This window comes from Paenibacillus sp. FSL P4-0081 (genome assembly GCF_000758565.1).
GTDB classification, from domain to species: domain Bacteria; phylum Bacillota; class Bacilli; order Paenibacillales; family Paenibacillaceae; genus Paenibacillus_AQ; species Paenibacillus_AQ phytohabitans.
The window spans coordinates 2,743,300-2,767,522 of sequence record NZ_CP009280.1; the positions used below are offsets into that span (position 1 = coordinate 2,743,300).

The window sequence follows — 24,223 nt, forward strand, 5'->3', positions numbered from 1 at the left end:
TCGCTGAAGCGGACTGAGATTCCGTTATTTCAGCAAAAAACCTCCATATGAAGAGTATGCGGACTGAGTCCGGTTGGGCGGGAAATCTGCTTGTTTTGCTCAAATAGCGGATTTTCAGTCCGCATCATCAGCTGACGGGTCATGAAGTTACTGTGAGGTGCCGCCGGAGCGGTAAAGTTACTGCGAAGTGCCTCCGGGAGCCGCGAAGTTTCTGCCAAGCGCCCACCCGTTCTCCGCGCCGCCCCCTGGGCGGCTTCATTGCCCGGTTGAAGCGGCGGCAGAGCCGGATGAGACGCTGACTGCGATCAGCTGCCAGGCAGGCTGGTCCAGATGGGCTCTGCATATTGGTTCTGCAGGTTCATGCTGCATTCCTTGCCCGTATCATAAGAGCGGTCGCCCAGTACTGTGATGAACTGATCGAGCTTGTGCCTTGCCGCGGCGGTGTCCGTACATTCCAGCCAATCGGCGAGCGCGGTGAGCACGGTCCGGCCTTCCTCCAGCGCCTGCTCCCACAGCTCCCAGACAGATTCCGTCCGGACCTCGGAATACAGTGCGGAATGCCGCCACTCGGAGTGCCGGTCATTCAGATAATCCAGCTGCTCTTCATGGGCAGTCAGCTTCCGGGAGAACAGACGGCGGGTACGGCCCCAGGCTAGGGCCTTCTTCCAGCCCTTCGGATCATAAAGACATCTGTGAGCCAGCACCATATCCCGGTAGGAGCTCTGCCAGATCTCGGAGGGCAGCTTGCCCATGGCTTCCGGATAGTGCCGGAGTGCAGTGGTGTGAAGAATATGATGAACCGGCTCAGGCAGCCGGGGACCTGCGTCTATTCTTGTCCAGGCGGCATTCTGCCAGGTATTGACGCCCCGCAGCCGTTTCATGAACAAGGTATCCAAATCGATTTCGAACCGCTGGTGATCGCGGAATTTGTAGCCTGCCTTCCAGTTAATGTACGGATGCAGGTTCCGGTCCAGCAGATGATGGGTCAGGAAGCCAAGGAAGTAGAGCCGGGCCTGGTCTGCCTCTGGCCCTTCGAGAGTCCGCGCAGCTTCCCAGCAATCAATAAGCACAGGCCCGCAGTGCTGCGTATGCATCAGATCCCCGAGATGAAGGGCCCCCGCATCCTTGCTCCAGGGCAGAAAACTATGATACAGCAGGAAATCCGGACCCTGACAGCCTAGATTATACAACTGTTCCTGCTGCTGAAGCTTATGTAAGAACGGGAACCGGCTGCGGAATTCCCCGGCCAGCTGTTGCCCGTATTCGAGATGCATCCAGATATTAGGCATGATTAATCCTCCTACAGGTTTTGTGAGCACACTTAGTTATGATCTGAATCCATTGTAACGCCTGCATGTTAAAACAAAATGAGAAATGTGGATGAATTTCATTCCATCTCTAGACATCGCAACGGGCATAAGAGTATTCTTATATGGCTTTAATACAACCACAGCTATGAATTTACAACTGGCAAAAGGAGGTCCGTACGTATGAAGTCCCGTCTCTCTGACCTTATTAGAATACCTCCGGGATTCTGGGCAGGCATAAATCACTTAGGAATTGCCTCCCGCGACGTGGCCCGCCATGCACAGCTGCCTGAATCGATAACAACGGAATCCTCAGTCACCACTGCCCAATATTTCGCAATCTGGCAGGCGTATTCCGAGCTCACCGGGGACACTGCAGAGGGGATCATCAAGCTTGCAGCCGCCTTTGAAACCACGCAGTATCCCCCCGCCGTCTTAGCAACGTATCACGCCCGTGACTACCGCGATGCTCTGAAACGTATGGCCAGATACAAGCAGCTGTGTCCTCCTGAAAGCCTGCGGATCACGGAGGAGAACGGGCATTGTACAGTTGAACTGGAATGGCTGAATACCGAAGCATCCGGTCCTCCGGTGCTGGCGGGGATCACTTTGGCCTTTCTTCTGGAGCTTGGGAGGAAGGGGACAGGCCGCCCCTTGAAGGCACAGTCCGTCGAATTTACGCAGTCCATGGGCGATGAACGGGTTCTCGAAGCCTACTTCGGCTGTGCAATCCAGGCAGGCGGGCAATGTAACCGGCTGACGCTGCATCGAAGTGATCTGGACCTTCCCTTTGTATCGTATAACGAAGAGCTGCTGGAGATCCTGACACCCGCTCTGGACCGGTCACTCGTTGAACTGCATGACAACCGCTCTATTACCGGAAGAGTCAAAATGGTCATTAAACACACCCTCGCAGGAGGATGCCCCGGCATTCAGGCTGCTGCGAAGCAGCTTAAGATGAGCGGCCGGACCCTGCAGCGCCGGCTGACTGACGAAAATACGACCTTCAAGCAGCTGTTGACAGAAGCACGGCATGAGCAGGCCCGGGAGTATTTGGCAGACCCTTCGCTTGATATTAAAGAAGTAGCTTACCTGCTTGGCTACGAGGACCAGAACTCCTTCTACCGTGCTTTCCGTCTGTGGGAGGGGGACACTCCTTCGAAGTGGCGTGCTGAGCATCTTCCGGATGCCGGCATTTTGTGAGCAGTATTTTTTTGGCGTGTTAAACAAGAAGTTTGGCACATGGGGCTAGTTACTGAATAATCCCGGCGGGGTACAATAATCACTATCCGGAACACAGGAATGTTCGAATAAGGAGAAGTGGATTATGGATATGGGATTAAACAACACAACAGCATTAGTTACAGGATCTACGAAAGGCATAGGAAAAGCCATTGCTATAGAGCTTGCCAAGGAAGGCGTTAACGTATTGGTCAATGGACGGAATTACGAAGAGGCAGAGCGGACCGTCAGTGAATTGAAGATGAATTTCCCGGCCACCACTCCTCAGAATGCCGCTGCTGATATAGTGGACGCTGCACAAAGACAAGCTTTATTCGCGAAATTCCCCAGCGTTGATCTTCTGATCAACAATATGGGCATTTATGAATTGATGCAGTATGAGGATGTTGACGATGACATATGGGAGAAGTATTTCCGCACGAATGTGCTTGCTGCAAACGGATTAACGAAATTATATATCCCTGGAATGTTGAAACAAGACTACGGCCGTATCCTCTTCATCGCCAGTGAAGAAGCCGTCATGCCTTCAGGACAGATGCCTCAATATGCAATGACCAAATCCATGCTGCTGTCCTTGTCCAAGAGTCTGTCCAAACTGACAGCAGGAACTGAGGTTACGGTTAATACAATCATGCCTGGACCTACACTGTCTGAGAATGTGCAGCAAATCATTGACGGGATGTATCCTGACGAGAAATTGACGTTTGCAGAAAAAGAGAAGAAATTTATGGCTGCAAGTCTACCGCAATCTGAATTACAGCGTTTCATCAAGCCTATGGAGATCGGCAGGCTGGCTGCTTTTGTATGCAGTCCCTATGCGGCAGCATTTAAAGGCTCTCCAATCCGTATGGATGGGGGAATGGTGCCGGTTATTTACTGAAAGAGGAGGATGTATGGATAAACGGTTAACATTCAATGAGGATGCGGCGAATTACGATAAATGGAGACCGGCTTATTGTGCGGAATTATTCCGGGACATTATAGCGTATTCCCGGATCGGGCAGGGCGGGAAGGTCATTGAAATCGGGATCGGAACGGGCCAGGCAACCCGGCCTTTTCTGGAAACGGGCTGCGAATTAGCGGCCATTGAACTGGGGGCAGACCTTGCGGAATACTCACAACTAAAGTTCCGGGAACACAAGAATTTCAGAGTGCATAATACGACTTTTGAAGAATTCACAGGCCCGGACGACAGCGCGGACCTCATTTACTCCGCTACTGCATTTCATTGGATTCCAGAGGACGTTGGTTACCCGAAGGTTCGTGAATTGTTGAAGAAGGGCGGAACAGTGGCCTTATTCTGGAACCGGCCTTTTGCAGCGCGGGAGGATGACGAATTACATCAGCGTATTCAGCGTATTTATCAGAAGTACAGGCCTTCAAACACTAAATTGATCGAACATGATACGGGAAAATACCAGGCCATCTCACAGAATCTGCGTACCTACGGGTTCAAAGATATCCAGTTCAAGTTGTATCACCTAACCAGAAGCTTCTCCTCGGCGGATTACATTGCCCTGCTTAATACATATTCAGACCATAGAAGCATGCCGTCTGCTATTAAAAAGCCGTTTGAGGAAGAGATCAGAGCGGCGATTATGAAGTCCGGTGATGTGTTAACTATTTATGATACAATCGACCTGCATTTGGGCAGAAAATAAAGGATTTCCGATTATCGATTTCTGCTAGCTCGGCGGAATAGGTCATCTGCAATGACAATGAAACAGCGGCAGTTCAGGGACATTTAGGTCCTTGGCTGCCGCTGTTTGCTGTATCAGAGGGGCGTTTAGTCGATACTGATCAAGTCGCGGAATACACCGGGAAAAGAATCAGGGACCGCAATCGCGCCGACAGTCTTCTCATAGAAAGGCACTGCGTCCACGACCCAGCCGATGATTGCGTAGCCGTAGCCGTTCCGGTGCATCGCGGACAGGCATTCCAGCAGCAAGGCCTTCCCGATGCCGAGGCCCCGGTAATCCTCCAGCACGCCGGTCGGGCCGAAGAAGTTCTTCACAACAACATCGTGACAGGCAAAGCCGATCACTTCGCCCTGCTTCACGGCAATGTAGCAATGGACGGGCAGATGCGCGAAGGCTGTCTCGCATTCATTCCGCCAGCTATTCGTGAAATGGCGGCCGACAAAATCCACAATGGCCTGCTTATCCCCGGTCATTGCCCGTTTGATGGCAATTCCTTCTCCCCGCAGACGTTCCAGCAGCGCACTATTGTCAGGCAGATCATATAACTTAACGAGCATATCAGGCATCAGCTATCCCCCGCTTTCTGTTCAATTATCTCAAGATCTGTAATCATCCCGCGCAGGTCTGCTTCAAATAATTCCGGCCGGTAGAACCGGGAGCGGATGAACAGCTCCGCCATCTGCGGCGGGAGCAGCTCTGCAAGCACGCTCTGCATCCGCTGCTTGGCTCTGAATAAATCGCCGTATCCGCTCCTGTACTTATCCCGGAGGAAGGTAATGACTTCCTCACTGCCCGGCGACATCGCTCCGCGGAAGAGGAACGTATGCAGCGGAGAGCGGCGCTGCGCCGGGATCTCATACTGAATCATCGCATCAATCAGCTCGGCAGTAAGGCGGTTCTTCTTCACAGCCGGAAGCAGCTGCGGAATCAGGGCATAATAGTCGGTTACCGCATAATCTGCCCATTCTTCTCCACTCAGCTGGGCCGTATCAAGCCCGTGGAACTGGTGCAGAAAACGGGCCAGGAAGGATGAAATATCCGCCTTGGCATTCCAGCTCTGCTCTGCGGCAAAAAACGCCGGATAACGCGAGGTCTCGAACAGGCCGTAGGGACTGCCCAGTGAGAACGGGCATCCCCAATTCGTATGAATGATCCCGTCCAGCTGCTCCGATTGCGCCAGCTGAATCCAGTCTAGCACATTCTTGATCCGGTTATGAATGACCGGATAATTCTGGTCGCCGTTATCATCCCAGCAGCGGACAGAGGAGGCGCCGATGGTCTCGATGCCGGCGTCGCGCAGCTTGTGGAGAATGAGCCGGGCATCCGCCTTCATCCGGTGCCCGCCGTAGATCCAGACCACCACTACGACACGCTTGTCGAGTGCGGCGATCTCGTTCAGAGTGGCGTGCATGATCATGTCATGCCAGATCATTGGTGTTTTGCCGAGGCTGAGCGTCTTCTCAGCCAGCTGATTGACAAAGCGGATGAAGGAGGCCTCCGGAGTAAGCCCGGAATTCCGGCAGTCTTCACAGGTGCCGAGCGTCCAGACTTCATCACAGCCCAGATGGAGATAATCGCTGTGCGGATGAAGTGCAGCCACTTCCTCCAGAATGCCGGCCATCATCTCGAAGGAGCCTGCGCGGTGCGGGCATAATTCCGAGACTGTCTCCGGGACCTCACGCAGTCCGATATAGACTGGATGCTTCAGAATATATTCCAGATGTCCGAAGGACTGCTGCTTCGGGATTACCGTAACGAAATGGTCATACGCCATCTGCAGCAGCACCCGGTGCTCTTCCTCGGTGAAGGCTAGCCCGGGATGGCGCAGGAAGCTCAGCTTGCGGAACGGCAGCTTGTCCTCATATTCGATGATCAGCGTATTAATCTTGTAGCTGGCCAGCTCCGCAATATACTCCAGCATATGCTCATAGGTCGGATAGACGGTGCGCAGATCGAGATAATCGCTGCGCAGCCGCAGATCCGCCCAGTCGGCCACCGTCAGTGCAGGTACGGCGCCTCCGCCGGTATCCAGCAGCTGCTCCAATGTTCTAATCCCGTAGAAAAGCCCGGAAGCGCTAAGTGCGTATAGTTCAACCCGGTCTGTATCTGTTACCAGTACGTATCCGTCATGCTTGCCTTCTACCCGCCGGGCCATGCGGGGATTGAAGCGGGTTCCCTCCGAGACCAGCGCATATACTGCGCTGCCTCCAGGCTCCTGAACCTCTGTCACCCCCGCGAATATTCCTTGCGCTGCCGCCAATAACCGGACATCATTCCCGGGACTCCATAGCTGCACCGACCAGCCGCGGATGCCGCTGACCGGTTCCGGTCCCCGGCTCTGCACCACCTGAGGCTGCGGAATCAATGGAATGTTCATAGCCAGCGGACCCGGCCCTTGAAGCGCTCAATGAAGCGGTTATTCCATTCATCCCCGCCCGGAGCGTTGCCGCTGCGCCAGACCGGCACCTCAATCCCTTTTTCCCCGAGACAGGCAGCTGTGGTCATCATCAGTGAATTTAGCAGGAAAGCGTTGGCGAAGGTTGAGGTCGAGCCCATCTTCGGTTCAATTCCCTCAATATGCAGTGCAGCATCGCCCGGCTTGACCTTGCTGTCCAGAACATAGTCGCATAGCTCATACAGGTTCTGCCCCGAAGGATGGCGGGCAATATGATTCTTGGGGGTTGCTTCGGCATGGCCGACAGAGGTAACGGCAATCGTTGTAACCCCCCGGCGCCGCGCCTCCAGGGCAGCATCGACACAGGCGGTGTTAATGCCGTAGGCATTGGCAAGGATCAGGATGTCATCTTCGCCCAGCCGGTTATCTTCTATAACAAGTGTTCCGTAGCCGGGAGTACGTTCAACGGCCATCGAGCGCAGAGCGCCGTTCGAGATCATCGTGCCTTCATCTAATATAGCGCTGATATGCATCAGGCCACCTGCGCGGAAGAAGACCTCGGTAGCATTCATGTTGGAATGCCCGCCCGGACCGTACAGATAGACCAGCTTATCCTCTGCAATATGATCTGCAAGCAGCTCCGCCACCTGCACCAGCTTCTCCCTCGGCTCACTCCGTATCTCATTCAGCAGCTCCACAATGCTTTCCATATAAGCGGACATAATATCTGACTTTGCGTTCATTTACATTCCTCCTAAAAGTTTTGTAAGCATAAGCCCCCTGAGTCTCTTCGCAAAACTGGCTTCGGAAGCATACGCTTTAAGTTTTGTAAGCATAAGCTTCCGCTTGCCTAGAAGATAACAAAGCGGGCAGGCGGAGTAAATCAACTATTTTGCGCAAATCCGCACCGTTTTTGACTGATTTGGCCAGCAGCATGCCATGATGTGTACAAATCGCTGATTGGGACAACGGCAGGTAAAAATTTTTCTGAACGGGTCAGGATCGTGACTTATGTAAAATTCTTTGCTTTTCTATAATGAGAGATAACATCACGCAAGAGGGGGGACAGAGCCTTGAAGACGTCAGTTGCCTTGCCACAGTCCCGGGAGAATCCGGTCATCCGCCGAAACAAACGGAAATGGAAAGAAATATGGATGGGTTATCTGTTCACCGGGCCCATGCTGCTCGGAGTAATTGTATTTACGCTGATCCCTATGATTTTCTCCTTCATACTCAGCTTCACCAAGTGGTCGTTCGTCACCGGGTTTGACAAGATCCGCTGGAACGGACTGGACAACTTCCGCCAGCTATTTCAGGATGAAGTGTTTCTGAAGTCGCTGGGCAATAATTTCATTATGCTGCTGGCGGTACCGGTGGGAATGGCTATAGCGCTGATCCTGGGGGTGATTATCACCAATCATGTCTACGCGCCGGGAGCGTTCAAGGTCATCTATTTCATGCCCCAGATTTCCAGTGTCGTCGCTGTCGCAGTAGTATGGCAGGTTCTGTTCCATCCCTCCTACGGTCCGGTTAACGGTTTCCTGTCGGCACTCGGAGTGGACAATCCGCCCAAATGGCTGGCCGATCCTTCGTATGCGCTTCCATCGGTCATGCTGCTGATGATCTGGATAGACCTCGGGGTCTCGCTGATTATCTACATTGCGGGAATCAAGAATATTCCTGCCGATCTGTATGAAGCGGCGACAATCGACGGTGCCTCGAAGTTCGCCCAGTTCCGCTCCATTACTTTTCCGCTGCTGACGCCGACGACCTTTTTCCTGCTGGTGACCGGAATTATCGGCAATTTCAAATCCTTCGCGCTGGTCAAGGTGCTGACGGAGGGCGGTCCGGCCAACTCTACTTCCGTTGTGGTTTATGACATGTATCAGACCGCATTTGTGGATCTCCAGACGGGTTATGCTTCTTCTATGGTCATGGTTCTGTTCGTTATCGTACTCGCCATCACCGGCTTGCAGTGGCTGGGACAGCGCTATTGGGTCAATTACTAGAAAGGGAGGGACCCCTGTGAAATTAAAGAATCTGGACTGGGGAAAAGCGGTTATCACTCTACTTATGGCGCTGCTGGGCATCGTATTCCTGCTCCCTTTTATATGGATGCTGTCCGCTTCGCTCAAGCCGGAGGCTGATGTGTTCAAATATCCGATCGAATGGATTCCGCAAACCTGGAGGGCAGCGTTCAACTACCACTCTGTGTGGTTTGGCAAAGCGAACTTTACCCTGTATTATTGGAACTCCATCAAAGTCACAGCACTCACGACACTCCTGTCCGTAGCCGTCTCCAGCATGGCCGCCTACGGCTTCACCAAAATCCGCTTCCCGGGCAGAAACGCATTATTTGTGGTGGTGCTGGCCACTTATATGATTCCTGCGGAAGCCACGCTGGTGCCGCTGTTCATCATGTTCCGCACCATCGGCCTGTACGACACCCATCTGGGCCTGATTCTGCTGGGCGGGTTCAGCGTACTGGGAACCTTCCTGCTCCGCCAGTTTTTCGCCTCACTCTCGAATGAATATATCGAATCCGGGCAGATCGACGGGGCGGGCCATATCCGTATTTTCCTCTCCATTCTGTTTCCGCTGGTCCGGCCGGCGATTGCCACTTATGCCATTCTGCGGTTTATCTGGACCTGGAATGATTTTCAGACGCCGCTGGTCTTCCTGAACAGCAAGACGCTCTATACCCTTCAGCTTGGCATGAATGCCTTCGCTGACCGGAACGGCGCATTCTACTCCCTCATCATGGCGGCTTCCGTCTCGGCAATTGTACCGCTGCTCGTAGTGTTCATCCTCGGCCAGAAGCAGGTCATCGAGGGCATTTCCTTGGGGGGGTGAAGGGGTGAAGGCTGGCAAGTTCCCGGAAGTTGCATAACCGGAGGTGGATGGAGCGGACGTGACTGTCAGTGTATACATCAGAAAGTCCAGACGATAAGGAACAGCTGCCGGACAAGCTTCATAGGCAGGGAGAACTCACATTAGAAGGGGTGTTATTAATGAAAAAGAATGTATTCGCGTTGGTATGGATCACCGTGCTCCTTGTAGCCCTGGCGGGCTGCGGCAATTCGAACAACACTAATAATGCATCTCCCACTAATAGCAGCACTGCTGCACCGGATGCGGCGGAGAGTGCTGCACCTTCTGCAGAACCTGTCACGATCAAAGTCGCCAACTGGTCACCTGCGGCGGATATGGAACCTATTCTGCAGGCGTACGAGGATTCCCATCCGGGAATTACACTGGAATACGTGGAGCTGGCTGACAACGGCGATTCCGTGGCCGGGATGAAGAAGCTGGATCTCCTCGTTGCTTCCGGCGAGAACCTGGACGTTGTGTTCATGCCGGGTGCAACCGACTACTCACAGCGTGCGGGACTCGGACTGCTGGCTTCGCTGAATGACCTGATAAGCAAAGAAGGCATCACGCTGGCGGATGAATATACGATTGATCCATCCGTAGACGGACAGGTGTATGCACTTCCCGATACACTGGAGAATTATTTCGTCCTGCTGAACAAGGACAAGCTGGATGCGGCTGGACTGGCTGTGCCTACGGAATGGAGCTGGGATGACTATCTTGACTATTCCGCCAAGCTGACCAGCGGTACCGGGCCGTCCAAGACCTTCGGCACTTATTTCCATACCTGGGCGATGTACTGGGAGCTGGCCATTATCAACCAGGAGAAGGACAACAATCTGGTCAATAACGGCATCGTAAATATTGACAGTGCGGGTATCCGCCAATCGCTGGAGCTGCGCAGCAAGGCAGAGGAATCCGGAGTGGCTGTACCTTATGCAGATACCATCTCCCAGAAGCTGGCTTACCGTTCTGAATTCTTCACCGGACATGCCGCGATGATTGTGACCGGCAACTGGATGATTGGAGAAGCGGGCGGATCGGAGGAATTCCCGGCTACGTTCACCACTGCCTTTGCACCGATGCCTTCCAACAGCGCCGGACAGCCTGCCGGAGTCAGTATTGCCAACGGCAACTATGTGGGCATTCTGGAGAAATCGCAGCATCAGCAGGAAGCCTATGATTTCATCCGCTGGTATTCTACAGAGGGCGAGCAGATGCAGAATGTATACTCCGCCTGGAAGAAGCAGGATGTCGATCAATACATCGCCGGAGTGAAGGCATCCGCCATGAGCCCGGACAAGATTGACGAAACCTCACTGGCCTACGTAATCAAGAATGCCAAGCCAGCTCCGCTGAGTGTACCGCCGACCTATCAGGGCGAGCTGGAAACTGCTTTTACCAAAGAAACCGAGCTGTACATCCTGAAACAGCAGGATCTGGAGACTACGATCAGCAAAGCGCAAGCTGAACTGCAAAAGATCGTGGATGCCAATAAGTAAATAAAGCGAACCGTCATATTTTGTCGAAATATTACTGGGAAATGAATTGCTGGAGGCGGAAAGCTGATATGATAGAAGCAAAGAAAACGATCGTCTGATTGTGAAGGGGGGATTGCCATTGCTGCCAAAAGGATGGAAACTCGGTTTTCGCAACAAGCTGCTCGTAGCTTCCTTGCTCTGTCTGCTGCTTCCCGCCTCCATTACCCTGTATATTTCCAATTCCTATACCGAGCACATCCTCCGCTCCCAGGTGATTCAGAATGAACGCCGTTCGCTGGAGCAGGAGAGCATGTATATCTCGAACCTTCTCAGCAATATGGTGCTGGTGTCGAATTACATTCAGTTCGATCCCGGGATTACGCTTATTCTCAAAGAAAATTGGCAGCGCAGTAAGCTGCATCAGCCGGATACAGCCAAGAATGTACTGGAATTCAAAGAGGTTACCGAAAAGCTCGAAAGCGTGACCTCCATGATGGAGAAAACATTTGTCACCGTGCTTACCTCAGACGGCCAATATTATTCGAATTATCCTTACGCCAAGCTGGATGTCGGCGCCCTGCTGCAGCAGCCCTGGATGGAAAAAGCCCGTCAGCAGCCTGTCTTCGATCTCTACTGGGCAGGTGTGCTCGATAACTATATTCCTACCGTTGCCCAGACCAGCCCGCAGGTGCTGACGATTGCCCGCAATCTCAAGCTGTCCTCCAATTCCACTTATGCGACGGTCATTATCAGTATCGCCGAGAGCCGGATCAGCCAGATCTTCAATGATAACCGTAAAGGCCAGGAGACACTGCTGATTGCACCTGACGGAACGGTACTGGCCTCCCGGGACAAGACGCGCCTGGGTCAGCCGTTTGCGCTTGCGGATGAACTGAGTGGTACAGCGGATTCACGTTTCATGGACTACCGGAATGAACAATATCTGCTCAGCAGCCTGGATATTCCCTATGGAAATTACCGGATCGTCAGCCTGTCGCCTTACCGCGAGGCGGTCAGCCAGATCAGTGCAACCCACCGCTGGAGTACAGCCGTGCAGATCGTATCGGGAGCGTTCTTCCTGCTGATCCTGGTCCTGCTGGTCCGTCAGTTCACGAAGCCGGTAATCAGGCTGGACAGCGTAGCGGCCAGAGTGGAGCAGGGTGAGCTTGGCATCCGTTCCGGCGTGCGCGGGTATGACGAGATTGGGCGGCTTGGCAAGTCCTTTGACCATATGCTGGACCGGGTGGAGAAAATGATCGAACAGATTAAGGTGGAGCAGGCGCAGAAGCGCAAGGCCGAGCTGGCGATGCTGCAATCGCAGATCAATCCGCATTTCCTGTTCAATATTCTTAATTCCATCCGCCTGCGCATTATGATGCGGGGGGATGAGGAGAATGCTGAGCTGCTGTTCTCGCTGTCCCGGCTGCTGCGGATGACCATTCAACAGCGCGATGAGTATACTTCTCTGCATGATGAGCTGCATATTGTCAGGAGTTATGTGGAGCTGCTGAATTTCCGCCAGGCCGATGAAGTTACGCTGGATACAGACTGCACCTCGGAGAGCCTTGGGGTAAAAATCCCGCGCTTCCTGCTGCAGCCGGTCATCGAGAATGCTTATATTCACGGCCTGCGCCAGGAGAGCGGACGCATTCTGATCCGTACCTGGACTCAGGACAGCCGTCTGTTCATAGCGATTGAAGATAACGGCCGGGGCATGGATGAGGTGACTCTGAACCGGCTGCGGGCAGAGGTTGGCTCCGAGCCGCCGGAGCTGGAAGCCATGCCGTCCAGCAGACTGGCTCATATTGGAATGTCGAACGTATACGAGCGTCTGTATCTGACATACGGTTCAGCCTTCCAGGTTACCATTGACAGTATCCCTGGACAAGGGACAACCTTCCTGTTTGTGCTTCCTGAAGAAATTCCGGATCAAGGTTAGGAAAGGGAGAGTGGGAACGATGTATAGCGTGATGCTGGTGGATGATGATTATCCGGTACTGGACTTTCTCTCGGCAGTAATTCCCTGGAACGAGCTTGGACTGACCCTTCATTCGGCCTGCAAAAATGGTCTGGTTGCCCTGGAGAAAGCGCAGGCCGGTATGCCGGATATTGTGATAACGGATATTGGCATGCCTTATATGGACGGCATTGAGCTGATCCGCGAGCTGAAGCTGATGAACGAGGATTTACGCGTTGTGGTGCTGTCATGTATGGATGATTTCACGTATGCGCAGCAGGCGGTGAAGCTGATGGTGAGCGATTACATTCTCAAGGAGATGATCAGCCGCGAGCTTATTACCGGTCTGCTGCAGGAGATTGGCGATGAGCTGCGGCGCAGGGATGCGGACAAAGCCCAGACGCTGAAATGGAAAAGCATGGCGGAGAATCAAAAGGTGCTGCTGAAGCAGAGTGTGCTGCGGCGGATTGCCGCCCGGGAGCTACCGGACACCGAATGGCTTCGAGATGCCGCCGAGCTGGGGATTGTACCCGATTTGACGGCAAATGTAGCCGTTCTATGCCGGGTCAGCGGCAGTACCGGGGAGCCGGTCCGGGATGATCTTGCGCTAATGGCACTGGTGGAATCCGCCGCCGAAGCGGTGCTTCAGGATGGAACGGCCGCCGTATGTCTGCCCTACAGCGGGCGGGACTGCGTGCTGGTCTTCACCGGAGGGATGGGTAATGGCGCAAGTGCCGGCCATATCTCCATGCTCGGCAAGCTGCGTTCTGCGGTTCAGAGCATGCCGGGGGTAGGGGCATCCTTTCAATATCTCTGTATTCCGCCCGGCAGCGGGCATTTCCGTGAAGGGATTATAACGCTGCTTACACAGGGGCGGGAGAATGCCTTCTATCTGAAGCCGGGCGAGCTGACCGGGCTGAAGGAGCTCCAGCCGTTCACCGGCGAGGATCTGTTTCTGCATTACACCGAAGCCTCCCGGGAGATCCGGGATGCGTTCCTGGAGGAATCGGCCGGGCGGCTGGAGGAGCTGCTGTCCAAATGGATGGATTATATCCGTGTGAAGCGCTTTGCTCCGCGCCAGGTCAAGGAATGGGTGCTCAAGCTGCTCTATGATAACCAGATGCGGCTGATGGCCCGTCAACAGTTCCAGTCGACCTTCTCTCTGGAGATGCTGCATGACACTATCACTGCCATTGAGCATATTGACAGCCTGGAAGAGTGGTCCCTGCAATTCTTCTTTGAACGTCTGCCGGTGATCCGGGAGATGTACCAGGAGACACGGCGGGATGAGATCAAGAAGGTGAAGCAGTATGTGGACCGGCATCTGAACCGTAAAATTACGCTGGAGGAGGTAGCCGAATACACTCATCTGAATTCGAGCTATTTCAGCCGCTTGTTCAAAAAAGAAACCGGGATGAGCTTCATTCACTATGTCACCCACACCAAGATGGAGCATGCCAAAGAGCTGCTGGACCAGTCTCCGCAAAGTGTGGAGCAGGTCGCCGAGCAGCTGGGCTACGAGAACAAAAGCTATTTCACCAAGCTGTTCAAGCTGCATACAGGCTTCACTCCGGGTGAATTCCGGGGTGAGGAAGGAACAAGGAACGGACAACCACAAGGCACAGGGAGGAACTACTCATGCTGAAAGTGACACCAATCCATACCGAAATGGCAGGTTCCATGCTTGTCCGTGTGTTTGAGAACCGGCAGCTGCTGGGATCTGCGGCAGGGCGTGAAGCAGCCGCGGCGATCCGGGCGCTGCTGGCGTCCAAGACCTTCGTAAGAATTATTTTCGCCGCCGCCCCTTCCCAGAATGAATTCCTTGCCGAGCTTGCCGCAGCCAAGGATCTGGACTGGAGCCGGATTACGGCCTTCCATATGGACGAATATCTCGGACTCCCGGAAGGCTCGCCGCAGAGCTTCGGCAGCTTCCTCCGGGAAGCGCTGTTCGACAAGGTGAAGCCGGGCAGGGTTCATTATATCAATCCTGCCGCAGAGCTTGAGGCTGAATGTGAGCGTTATGGCAGGCTGCTGGCGGAGGCTCCCATCGATATTGTCTGCCTCGGCATTGGCGAGAATGGCCATCTGGCCTTCAATGACCCTCCGGTTGCGGATTTTCATGATCCCCGGCTGGTCAAAGCGGTGACCCTCGATGCCGCCTGCCGCACCCAGCAGGTGAATGACGGATGCTTCGCCAGTCTGGAGGAGGTCCCGCAGCAGGCGCTGACTTTGACGATCCCGGTGCTGCTCTCCGCCAAGTGGCTGTTCTGCATGGTCCCGGGTCCGACTAAGCGCGGAGCAGTTACCCGCACGCTGCATGAATCTGTCTCCACGGCCTGTCCGTCCACAATCCTGCGCAGCCACGGGGATTGCCGGCTGTTTGTGGACACGGATTCCTTCGGAGCGGTTGTGCGATGATTGTGGATGCGCTGCATTACCGTACAGGCGAGCCGGTCCGTATCCATCTGGAGGGCAGCATTATTGCTGCCATTGAACCGTTGGATGGACCGCTGCTGCTGCCGCCGGACGAACTGCTGGAGCTGCCGGTAGCTGCGCCCGGCCTGGTAGATCTGCAGATCAACGGCTATGGAGGCCATGACTTCAATCATCCGGTGCTGACCGCGGAGGCTGTCAAGGAAGCCATCCGCGCCTTGTGGACCGAAGGCATAACCACCTGCTATCCGACCGTGATCACCGGTGCTGCGTATACGATTCACGGCGCAATGCGGGCGATTGCCCGGGCCTGCGAAGAGGATGCTGCCGCCTCTGCGACGATTGGCGGCATCCATCTGGAGGGACCGTTTCTCTCGCCCGAAGACGGTCCGCGCGGAGCGCATAGTCTGGAGCATATTCGTCCGCCGAGTACGGCCTTGTTCGATCAGTGGCAGGAAGCGGCAGGCGGGCGGATCTCCATCGTGACGATGTCCCCCGAATGGGAAGGGAGTACGGAGTTCATCCGCCACTGCGTGCGGCAGGGCGTGACGGTCTCCATCGGGCACACCTCGGCAAGCCCGGCGCAGATCTCGGAGGCGGCCGCTGCCGGAGCGCGGCTGTCCACGCATCTCGGCAATGGGGCGCATGCTATGCTGCCGCGCCATCCGAATTATCTGTGGGCCCAGCTCGCGGAAGATGAGCTGTGGTGCACCCTGATCGCCGACGGCTTCCACCTCCCTGATGAGGTGCTGAAGGTTGCGATGAAGGTCAAGGGCAGCCGGGCACTGCTGATCAGCGATGCCGTTGCCCTCGCCGGCCTGCCGCCCGGCAGCTACGACACGCCGGTCGGCGGCCGCGTGGTGCTGACCCCTGAGGGCCGGCTGCATCTCGCCGGCCAGCCCGGGCTGCTGGCCGGTTCGGCGCAGATGCTGCTGCGCCACATTGCGCGCCTTAGCGCCGCGGGCCTGGCCGATCTGCCGGACGCCTGGGACATGGCGTCCGTGCACCCGGCAGGCTTCATGGCCCTGCCGGAGGCAGCGGGCCTGGCCGCCGGCGCGCCGGCGGATATTGCGCTGCTCCGCCGGGGCAGCGCGGGGCCGGCGCTGGCGGCGCTCTGCAAAGCCGGCGAATGGGTGTACCGCCGGGGCTGATGCCCGGCGGTAGTTTTTTTGCCGGGAGGTGCTGCGGGGTGCTGCGCCCGCCCTCGCACCTGCACTCGCGATTGCATCTGCACCTACATCTGCATCCGCACTAGCTAACGCAACTACACCTACATCTGCACCCGCACTAGCTAACGCACCTGCCCCTGCATCTGCCCCTGCGATCGCACCGCCACCCGCAACTTTTTGCCTGAGACAAGTTCATGCTATAATGGTGCGGAACACACTCCATGGATGCAGAGGTGATTAGAAAGTGGGATATAAGGCAGGCCAGCTTTTTGTTAATTTGCCGGTGAATAATCTGCAGGATTCGATCAACTTTTTTACCGCGCTCGGATTTGAGTTCAACCCGCAGTACACGGATGAGAACGCAACATGCATGATCATCAATGACAACACGTTTGCCATGCTGCTGACCAAAGAATTTTTTAACACCTTCACTTCGAAATCGGTTGTGGATACTGCCGGACACACGGAGGTTATCCTCGCCTTCTCAGCAGCAAGCAGGGCAGAGGTGGACGAACTGGTGCATAAGGCACTTGGGGCCGGCGGCAAACCGTTCAATGATCCGGTAGACCATGGGTTTATGTACAATTGGAGCTTTCAGGATATCGACGGACATCTGTGGGAAGTCATGTATATGGATGAGAACGCGCAATAGCATGGTGTGGATATAAGTGTGCATGAGGACAGGCTTCCGGATACGGGGGCTTGTTTTTTGCTCGTTTATACGAGGAACCTTTGGAGGGTTGGCAGTGATGCTATTATGGTATGCGGAATGCGGTGCGTGGTATGCTTAAGTGCACTTTGTACAACTAAATCGCCTGATTTTCAACCAATTATTCGTTTAGTTGTATTCCGTGCAATTAAACTGCCCCTTATAGATGGTTTACGCCGCTTCGGGCAGATATAGTTGTACAGAATACAGTTATAGGAGGCGAGCCTGCCTTTTCGCGGTTTTTAGTTGTACAATGTACAACTATCCTTTAAGTTTCCAGTTGAAGCTGAAACCGAACACATAAATTTCTGCATGAAATGAACTCATTTCATTAGTTCTGAGATTGTACCAACCGGGCATTGTAGAATGGCGGAGGCATACCTGAAAGACAGATTACTGGTGGTGTTCTGAAGCGAATGGCCGCCAGTGTGGCAGGACCGTTAGCTCAGCAGATGGCGATCAGCAGGGGAATGCGGACTGAGAAGACGCTATTTTGCCCAAAACACTGCATTCAACGCCCAAACGGACTGAGAATCAGTTATTTTGTTCATTCGACCCTAAAATGTGGAGCTGGCAGCCATGTAAGCGATTCTGAGTCCGCAAGACCGAAAAATCACCTATTTTGCCCAAATAGTGGATTCTCATTCCTATTCACGAGCGTACACGATCGTGAAGCTATTCATCCCCCGCCCAGCTCCCGCCGAGTCCCGCCAAGCCCCGCCGAGTCCTGCCAAGTCCCGCCCAGCTCCCGCCGAGTCCCGCCAAGCCCTGCCGAGTCCTGCCAAGCCCCGCCGAGTCCCGCCCAGCTCCCGCGGAGTGCCGCCGAGTCCCGCCCAGCTCCCGCCGAGTCCCGCCCAGCTCCCGCCGAGTCCCGCCCAGCTCCCGCCGAGTCCCGCCCAGCCTCGCCAAGTCCCGCCCAGCTCCCGCCGAGTCCCGCCCAGCCTCGCCAAGTCCCGCCCAGCTCCCGCCCAGCTCCCGCCGAGTCCTGCCGAGTCCTGCCGAGTCCTGCCAAGTCCCGCCCGGCCTCGCCGAGTTCCGCTCAGCTCCCGCCAATCCCCGCAAATTTCCCGCCAGTCCCCGCCAGCCCCCTAAATCACTCTCCCGCCAACTTCTCTAAATACAAGCAGTGCAGGACCTAATACTCCAGCAGGCGCCCGTTATCATGCCATTGGCCGTACATAGTATTGGCTCTGGTGTTTGCGATGAATTTCTCCAGTCTGCGCTGATACACTTCAGGCTGATGGATATAGCTTTGTATGGTATCGATCCGCACCCGCCGGTAGAGCGCCGGAAAGGCCATGAAGTTCTCATACACCTGCGTTTCCTCTTTCAGCTTCTCTTCGATAACCTTGTCTATTCTGAAAGAATTGATGTCCATATCAGGAAGAACCCGCTGTCCTTCCTCACGCATCAAGCCCAGCTTCTCCAGGCGGCGGACACGCTCTTTATTAAGCTCAGTCCATGAGCTCCGCTTGCTGCGGGGAGACAATCTCTGGACCAGCTTCGCTTCAGCGTTCATCTTCTTCACTCCATCGATCCAGCCGAAGCACAAAGCTTCTTCAACGGCGTCCAGGTACAGCAGCGTACCCGGGACTGGCTTCATAGTGGCTTCGACCCAGCAAAAGGGTTCAATCGTGCTGTTCAACAGCAGCCAGTTCCGCAACTCTTCCCTTGATGTAGCCGCAATCCAATTTTCAGCGCTCATAGTTACTGTACACTCCCTTCTGTCAACTATATAGCCCGAACAGGAATCTGCACGGACGTTTTACGTGAATGGCAGTTTGTATGGCTGGAAGACTCCCGCTTAAGTGCTAACTGTAGTTTCGACTAGGCCGGTTTGTATAGTTATAACGAGCTGTCCCTGCAAGATATTCAACTATCCGCTAGGCGTAACCCGCTTGAGAACGGTAGAGCTAGCTCATCATTGATTGCACTTTCTGCAACAGATTCTGCGTTATCCTGCGCTAAAACCAATTCTGATGTATTTCATACAATTGATTTCCAGCGATCTGCCCAAATTCACCTATTCCATAGAGTTCTGTTGTACGAAGTGCAATAGACAATAGATTTCAACCTGGCTCTCACAAGAAGACCAGGCAGCTTAGCTTAAAGGTGAAACAGTGTTGGAGAACCGATCGTGGTTCGTTGAAGTAATCCTGCACGAAATACAACATTCCCCTCGTCAAAACCGGCCCTGACCGAAAACTGTTGCACAAAAGGCATCAATTGTCCTTCACCAAGCGGCTAAACGGGGAAATTGTTGTACCGCGTACAAGAATCCTTACGGCTACACCAGTAACAATGAATTAATGTTGCAAAACGTACAACAACATCGACTTTTCAACTCATCGCTACAAGAATTATACTGACAATCAGCCCGGACAGGAAAAAGTAGCTCCCGCTAACCAGTCCGTAGACCAGCGGCCGGGGGATGTTGGGGTTAATCCCGGTATTCACGGTTGTGGCTGCCAATAGTCCTGCTCCGACAATCCCGCCAAAGATGAGAGCATCGGCAAGGGTTTCGATCTCGAACGCATAGAACAGTACCGCCATCGCCACCGTTGTTACCAGTCCGCATACGAGGGGACCCAAGATGAACCGGAGCGCCGGTTTTTCTTTGGAAATAGAAGGGTTCATATGTTGCTTCGTATGATTAACATTCCTTCCATTTCCCGCTGAACTGATACCGTCCTCCTTAAGGACGGCAGCGCCGTTTCCACTTGGCGAATGCTCTTTTCCCAGAGCGTAGGCATACGCCTTGCCCCAGACCACAGTGAACCATAGGCCTCCCACCAAAGACAACGCCAGCGCCCCGAGCACAACAGCCAACCAATTGATCTCCTGAATTACATTAAACATAATGTCCTCCTCGTGTGTTTAAGTCTGCTTACATCATAAAAAAAGAAGTTTGACAACAGCGTGTCATACTTCTTCATAAGGTTTGAGTGCGTTTTGCAGATGCTCTTTGATGATGGCGCGCAGGGGGAGGGGTTCGAGGACCTCGGCACCGCTGCCGAAACTGAGCAGAATGGCCCATAACCAGCGTGCGCTGAGCGGCTGATATACCGGAATGCGCATCGTCATACTTCCGTCTTCGTGAAACTGCTTGTCCATCTGCTGAAACTGATCCAGCGCGTCGGCCAACGCTTCCGGCTTTACCCGGATTACTACATCCTCCAGCTGGTTCTGCCATACGTTGTCTGAGGAAGCAACCTCTTCCGGCACCTCCGGGTGCGGTCCGAAAGTATCCCCGGTCAGCAGCAAATTCATCAGCCGGGACAGGCGGAACTCGCGGTAAGCCTGACGGGTGCGGCAATATCCGTAAATGTACCAGTTCCGGTATTTGAAATGAAGCCGCAGCGGCTCGATGTCACGGGCCGTTCGTTCATTCATGGTGTCGATATAATCGAAGCGGATCACTATGCGCCCGGTGATGGCAGTCCGTATATGACGCAGCGCATCGGGTTCCGTCCGCAAGGTGTCGAGGTCTACGGACAGACTCTGCGTCAGATGCTCCGGTCCGATGGTCTGCAGCCGTTCAATAGTCCCCTGCGCACGCCCGTCTTCAAACACGGTAGAAAGACTGCGGAGCACAGTAATCAGGGCGTTGACGTCATAAGTGCCGAGCAGACTTTTATCCATTTTGTAGCCGTCCATCATACCATATCCGCCTTTCATCCCCTGATACGATACGACCGGGAACCCCGCCGCACAGATTACATCGATATCCCTGTAGATGGTCCGCTGTGATACCTGAAACTCTTCAGCCAGTATGGCCGCAGACAACACCTCGTGATTCAAAAGCTTATAGATTATAGAGATCAGCCGTTCCAGTTTCATAGGTATACATCCCCGTCCAATGGTTCTATTTCCTTAAATATTGACGTTTTGTTAACAGTTTCGCAACATATTCTTTACGCTCAGCATACACAACCTAAGAGAACAGTTAATATCCGGCTTCTACAATGAGGATATTAGCAGAATATACCTATTGTAAAGACAAGCTAGATATGAAGGGATGATACTTTTGAAGGGGAACCTGCTGCACTTTTCGATGAAATGGAAGCTAATCTTAAGTTTCTCGGCAATTACGCTCATTTTTCTGGGCGTGGCTCTGTACCAAGGACATAAAATTAACCAGGTAGAGCTATCTATGGAACAGCAGAAGAGCGAAATGGAGAAAAGAATTACAGTCTCAACCATCACCCAGCTGCTGCAGGAGCTGAACCGAGCGGAGACTTCCTTCGCTGAATCCAGTGATTTGGAGCTGGCGGAGCCATTACAGGAGAAACAGCAGCAGATGTTGGCTGAACTTGCCAAGGTGGAATTTGAGCAGGACACACCAGCATTCACTATGCTTGGACTTCTGGGCACTCAGGCCGCAGAATATGGGGAATTCATTACGGAACTGCTCGGAGCAATGTCGGATGAAACACTTGATCCACTAACTGTATTGGAACAGATTGATGATATACATACGAAGGCACTTGCGCTGAATCAATCCATGCTTGAGACAAATGGTAAGCTGTATACGGCAGCCGCCGACAATGCAGAGCAGGCGCAGGGGGTTTCTTTTAAACTGCTGGATGATACGGTCTCAATCGTGGCCTATGCTGCAGGCGGAGTGTTCCTGTTCATGCTGGTGCTGGCCTGGCTGCTGATCCGCTCATTCCTGTCGCCGGTCGGCAGGCTGCAGGCTGCACTCAGGCAGATTGCCGACGGGGATCTGCGGCAGCAGATCAACTCCCCGTATAATGATGAGCTGGGCCGGCTGAGCCATCACTTCGATCATATGGTGGGCAGAGTTCAGGGCATGCTGCGGCAGACCTTGTCTGCTGCGGGTTCACTGGCTGACTATTCGCATTCTTTTCAGCAGTCATCAGCGATTACCGCGCATACGAACCGCGATATTGTCCGGACGATCCAGGAGATTTCGCTGGGTGCCGACCAGCAGGCTGTTCAGTCTGAGCAGAGTACGCTGCTGCTGGAGGAGCTGGCCCGCGGGGTTCAGGATATTACCGAGTATACAGATGTGATGCTGGCGACCAGTGAAACGGCTAACCGGAATACGCAGCAGGGTTCAGATACGGTTACTGCATTGCGCCAAATTTCACAGCGTTCCAGGGAGTCGATCAGCAAGGTTTATGTGGCGCTGGAGCAACTGGTGAACCAGTCCAAGGATATTTCACGCATCACCAATTCAATCACGGAGATTTCGAAGCAGACGAATATTCTCTCGCTCAATGCTGCGATTGAGGCAGCGCGGGCCGGGGCATCGGGAAAAGGCTTCGCCGTTATTGCCGATGAAGTCAGACACCTGTCTGTGCAGACGAATGATTCCTCCGTGCATATCAGCCGGATTATCCAGGAGCTTCAGGCCGGCATGGCCGATTTCCAGGGATATATGATGGAGACCAGAGAAAGTCTGGAGCAGCAGGATCACCAGGTGGCAGAGACATTGGCATCCTTCGGGGCGATCGATGAATCCATTGCGGGCATCAGCACACAGATCGGGCAGATTCACCAGAAGGTGGAACAGACGCGTACGATCAACTCACGCCTTGCCGAATCTGTGCATTCCGTAGCCTCCGTGGCGGAGCAGACAGCGGCCGGGGTACAGGAAGTGAATGCCTCCAGCACCCAGCAGGATCAGGCGATCAGCGACATTGCACGGCAGGCGGAGGAGATTCATGAAATCTCGCAGCGGCTGTTCCGGGAGATCAATGTGTTCAAAATTGCGGACGGGCCTGAAGTACAAGTGGCCGACAATACAGCTATAAAGGCTGGAGCAAAGATAGAAGCGACAGAAGTTGCGAGGACGAATACGTATACGATAGAAGTGGACAATACGGTAGAGAAGACTTTGGAGAAGACTAAGAAGCCGGAACCAAAGTCAGAAGCCGGAACATTTGCGGAGACTGAAAAAAAGACCGGAGCCGGAGTTCACCGGCCTCAGTCTGGAGTATTACGGGTGATGGAGGAATCCGCATCCGCAGACGGGCGGAGTGAATCGGAGGCTGATTTACTGGTGCTGGCGAAGTGAATGATTCAGCGATGTGACCAGCTCCGGGAACCAACCGGATAATGACAGGAAGCTGAAGCCCGCGGAGCGGGCTTTTGCCGTATCCATGAACCATGATTCTTCGATGCCAAAGGGAGAGCTGTCCGAATCTGCGGTTTCCCGCCGGACCATGGCAGGTTTACCTGTTGCCGCTTCAACAATGGAGATAACTCCGCCGATGGTCAGTGTACCGTCCGAGCAGGCATTCACCGGACCCGTCAACGTGGAGCTGCCCAGCCAGTGCAGGAAATCAGCGGCTTCATCGGAACGGATGAACGAGATCTCCGCTTGCGGATTCGGGATGCCGATCGGCTGCCCTGCCTGTACATGCTCTATATGAAAATGCAGCCTGCGCGTATAGTCATCCGTGCCCAGCACAATTGGAAACCGCACCGCGGCCACCGGGAAGTCCGCCGTCTGCAGCAGAACGGTCTCGGCCAGTCTTTTGCCTTCCTGGTAACTGAAATCGGCCTTCCCGCCCAGCTTCAGCGGATAATGTACAGGATCGAAATCCGCTTCAGTCAAGATATCCGGCTGCGGATTATAGACAGACAGGCTTGAAGTCAGAATATACCGCTTCGCCCGGCCGGCAAATATCCGTACCGCAGCCGCAGCCTCATCCGGCGAGAAACAAATATTATCGTAGACGATATCCCAGCCTGTATCCCCTACAGCACGCTCCAGCGCAGCTTCATCAGTCCGGTCCACGGCCAGCCGGGTTACCCGGTCACCGAAATCATCCTCTGTTACACCACGGGTCAGAATGGTTACCTGGCTGTCCCCGTCCCGGAGCAGCAGCTCCACCAGTCTTTTACCAAAAAACCGCGTTCCTCCGAGTACAAGTACCTTCTTCATTTGGCTACACTCCTAAAGTTTTGTGTGCGGGCTAAGATTCCAA

20 protein-coding genes are annotated in these 24,223 nt (G+C 54.1%); 12 read left to right on the forward strand and 8 right to left on the reverse strand.

What is annotated here, in order from left to right:
* Nucleotides 1-305 precede the first annotated feature (305 nt).
* A complete protein-coding gene (locus P40081_RS11515) occupies nt 306-1,289 on the reverse strand; it encodes a zinc dependent phospholipase C family protein (protein ID WP_042135533.1) in 984 nt (327 codons plus the stop codon).
* 201 nt (nt 1,290-1,490) lie between these two features.
* Here P40081_RS11515 and P40081_RS11520 point away from each other — a divergent pair, with 201 nt between their 5' ends.
* From P40081_RS11520 to P40081_RS11530, 3 genes are all read left to right on the forward strand, one after another.
* Nucleotides 1,491-2,510, forward strand: a complete 1,020-nt coding sequence (locus P40081_RS11520; protein ID WP_042135535.1) for an AraC family transcriptional regulator — start codon at nt 1,491-1,493, stop codon at nt 2,508-2,510.
* 124 nt (nt 2,511-2,634) lie between these two features.
* Nucleotides 2,635-3,429 carry an SDR family NAD(P)-dependent oxidoreductase gene (locus P40081_RS11525; RefSeq protein WP_042135537.1) on the forward strand — a complete coding sequence of 265 codons (795 nt, stop codon included), beginning with the start codon at nt 2,635-2,637 and terminating at the stop codon, nt 3,427-3,429.
* A gap of 13 nt (nt 3,430-3,442) precedes the next feature.
* Nucleotides 3,443-4,210, forward strand: coding sequence for a class I SAM-dependent methyltransferase (locus tag P40081_RS11530; RefSeq protein ID WP_042135539.1), 768 nt, complete (start codon nt 3,443-3,445; stop codon nt 4,208-4,210).
* Nucleotides 4,211-4,335: 125 nt separating this feature from the next.
* Here P40081_RS11530 and P40081_RS11535 read toward each other — a convergent pair whose 3' ends face one another.
* The 3 genes from P40081_RS11535 to P40081_RS11545 are packed head-to-tail and all read right to left on the reverse strand — an operon-like array spanning nt 4,336 to nt 7,387.
* Nucleotides 4,336-4,815, reverse strand: a complete 480-nt coding sequence (locus P40081_RS11535) for a GNAT family N-acetyltransferase (protein WP_042135541.1) — start codon at nt 4,813-4,815, stop codon at nt 4,336-4,338.
* Nucleotides 4,815-6,626, reverse strand: a complete 1,812-nt coding sequence (locus P40081_RS11540; protein ID WP_052421779.1) for a family 20 glycosylhydrolase — start codon at nt 6,624-6,626, stop codon at nt 4,815-4,817. Before P40081_RS11540 ends, P40081_RS11535 begins: the two co-directional genes overlap by 1 nt.
* Nucleotides 6,623-7,387, reverse strand: a complete 765-nt coding sequence (locus P40081_RS11545) for a sugar isomerase domain-containing protein (RefSeq protein ID WP_042135543.1) — start codon at nt 7,385-7,387, stop codon at nt 6,623-6,625. Before P40081_RS11545 ends, P40081_RS11540 begins: the two co-directional genes overlap by 4 nt.
* A gap of 411 nt (nt 7,388-7,798) precedes the next feature.
* Here P40081_RS11545 and P40081_RS11550 point away from each other — a divergent pair, with 411 nt between their 5' ends.
* The 8 genes from P40081_RS11550 (at nt 7,799) to P40081_RS11585 (ending at nt 17,207) form a co-directional block, all read left to right on the forward strand.
* A complete protein-coding gene (locus P40081_RS11550; protein ID WP_081970463.1) occupies nt 7,799-8,653 on the forward strand; it encodes a carbohydrate ABC transporter permease in 855 nt (284 codons plus the stop codon).
* A 64-nt stretch (nt 8,654-8,717) separates the two neighbouring features.
* The gene (locus tag P40081_RS11555) at nt 8,718-9,497 is read left to right on the forward strand and encodes a carbohydrate ABC transporter permease (RefSeq protein WP_042140986.1); all 780 of its coding nucleotides are present in this window, start codon (nt 8,718-8,720) and stop codon (nt 9,495-9,497) included.
* Between the two features lie 158 nt (nt 9,498-9,655).
* Entirely contained in the window at nt 9,656-11,017 is a 1,362-nt protein-coding gene (locus tag P40081_RS11560) for an ABC transporter substrate-binding protein (protein WP_042135545.1), read from the forward strand.
* 118 nt (nt 11,018-11,135) lie between these two features.
* On the forward strand, nt 11,136-12,935 hold the full coding sequence (locus P40081_RS11565; protein ID WP_052421780.1) for a sensor histidine kinase: 1,800 nt from the start codon (nt 11,136-11,138) through the stop codon (nt 12,933-12,935).
* Nucleotides 12,936-12,954: 19 nt separating this feature from the next.
* On the forward strand, nt 12,955-14,598 hold the full coding sequence (locus P40081_RS11570) for a response regulator transcription factor (RefSeq protein ID WP_042135549.1): 1,644 nt from the start codon (nt 12,955-12,957) through the stop codon (nt 14,596-14,598).
* Nucleotides 14,592-15,371 carry a glucosamine-6-phosphate deaminase gene (locus tag P40081_RS11575; protein WP_081969917.1) on the forward strand — a complete coding sequence of 260 codons (780 nt, stop codon included), beginning with the start codon at nt 14,592-14,594 and terminating at the stop codon, nt 15,369-15,371. Before P40081_RS11570 ends, P40081_RS11575 begins: the two co-directional genes overlap by 7 nt.
* Nucleotides 15,368-16,537, forward strand: a complete 1,170-nt coding sequence (locus P40081_RS11580) for an N-acetylglucosamine-6-phosphate deacetylase (RefSeq protein WP_042135551.1) — start codon at nt 15,368-15,370, stop codon at nt 16,535-16,537. The genes P40081_RS11575 and P40081_RS11580 overlap by 4 nt, the downstream gene beginning before the upstream one ends.
* 262 nt (nt 16,538-16,799) lie before the next feature.
* Nucleotides 16,800-17,207, forward strand: a complete 408-nt coding sequence (locus P40081_RS11585; RefSeq protein WP_042135553.1) for a VOC family protein — start codon at nt 16,800-16,802, stop codon at nt 17,205-17,207.
* 1,192 nt (nt 17,208-18,399) lie between these two features.
* On the opposite strand, the gene P40081_RS11595 is transcribed toward P40081_RS11585, so the two are convergent.
* From P40081_RS11595 to P40081_RS11605, 3 genes are all read right to left on the reverse strand, one after another.
* Entirely contained in the window at nt 18,400-18,969 is a 570-nt protein-coding gene (locus tag P40081_RS11595; protein WP_042135557.1) for a YdeI/OmpD-associated family protein, read from the reverse strand.
* Nucleotides 18,970-19,604: 635 nt separating this feature from the next.
* Nucleotides 19,605-20,123, reverse strand: coding sequence for a DUF1761 domain-containing protein (locus tag P40081_RS37005; RefSeq protein WP_042135558.1), 519 nt, complete (start codon nt 20,121-20,123; stop codon nt 19,605-19,607).
* Nucleotides 20,124-20,186: 63 nt separating this feature from the next.
* Nucleotides 20,187-21,104 (reverse strand): helix-turn-helix transcriptional regulator, encoded by a 918-nt coding sequence (locus P40081_RS11605; RefSeq protein ID WP_042135560.1) that lies wholly within the window; start codon nt 21,102-21,104, stop codon nt 20,187-20,189.
* 187 nt (nt 21,105-21,291) lie between these two features.
* Between P40081_RS11605 and P40081_RS11610 the strand changes: the two genes are divergently transcribed.
* Nucleotides 21,292-23,307 (forward strand): methyl-accepting chemotaxis protein, encoded by a 2,016-nt coding sequence (locus P40081_RS11610; RefSeq protein WP_042135562.1) that lies wholly within the window; start codon nt 21,292-21,294, stop codon nt 23,305-23,307.
* Here the strand turns inward: P40081_RS11610 and P40081_RS11615 are convergent.
* Nucleotides 23,287-24,180, reverse strand: coding sequence for an NAD-dependent epimerase/dehydratase family protein (locus P40081_RS11615; protein ID WP_042135563.1), 894 nt, complete (start codon nt 24,178-24,180; stop codon nt 23,287-23,289). The two genes, P40081_RS11610 and P40081_RS11615, sit on opposite strands and share 21 nt — an antisense overlap.
* Between the last annotated feature and the right edge of the window lie 43 nt (nt 24,181-24,223).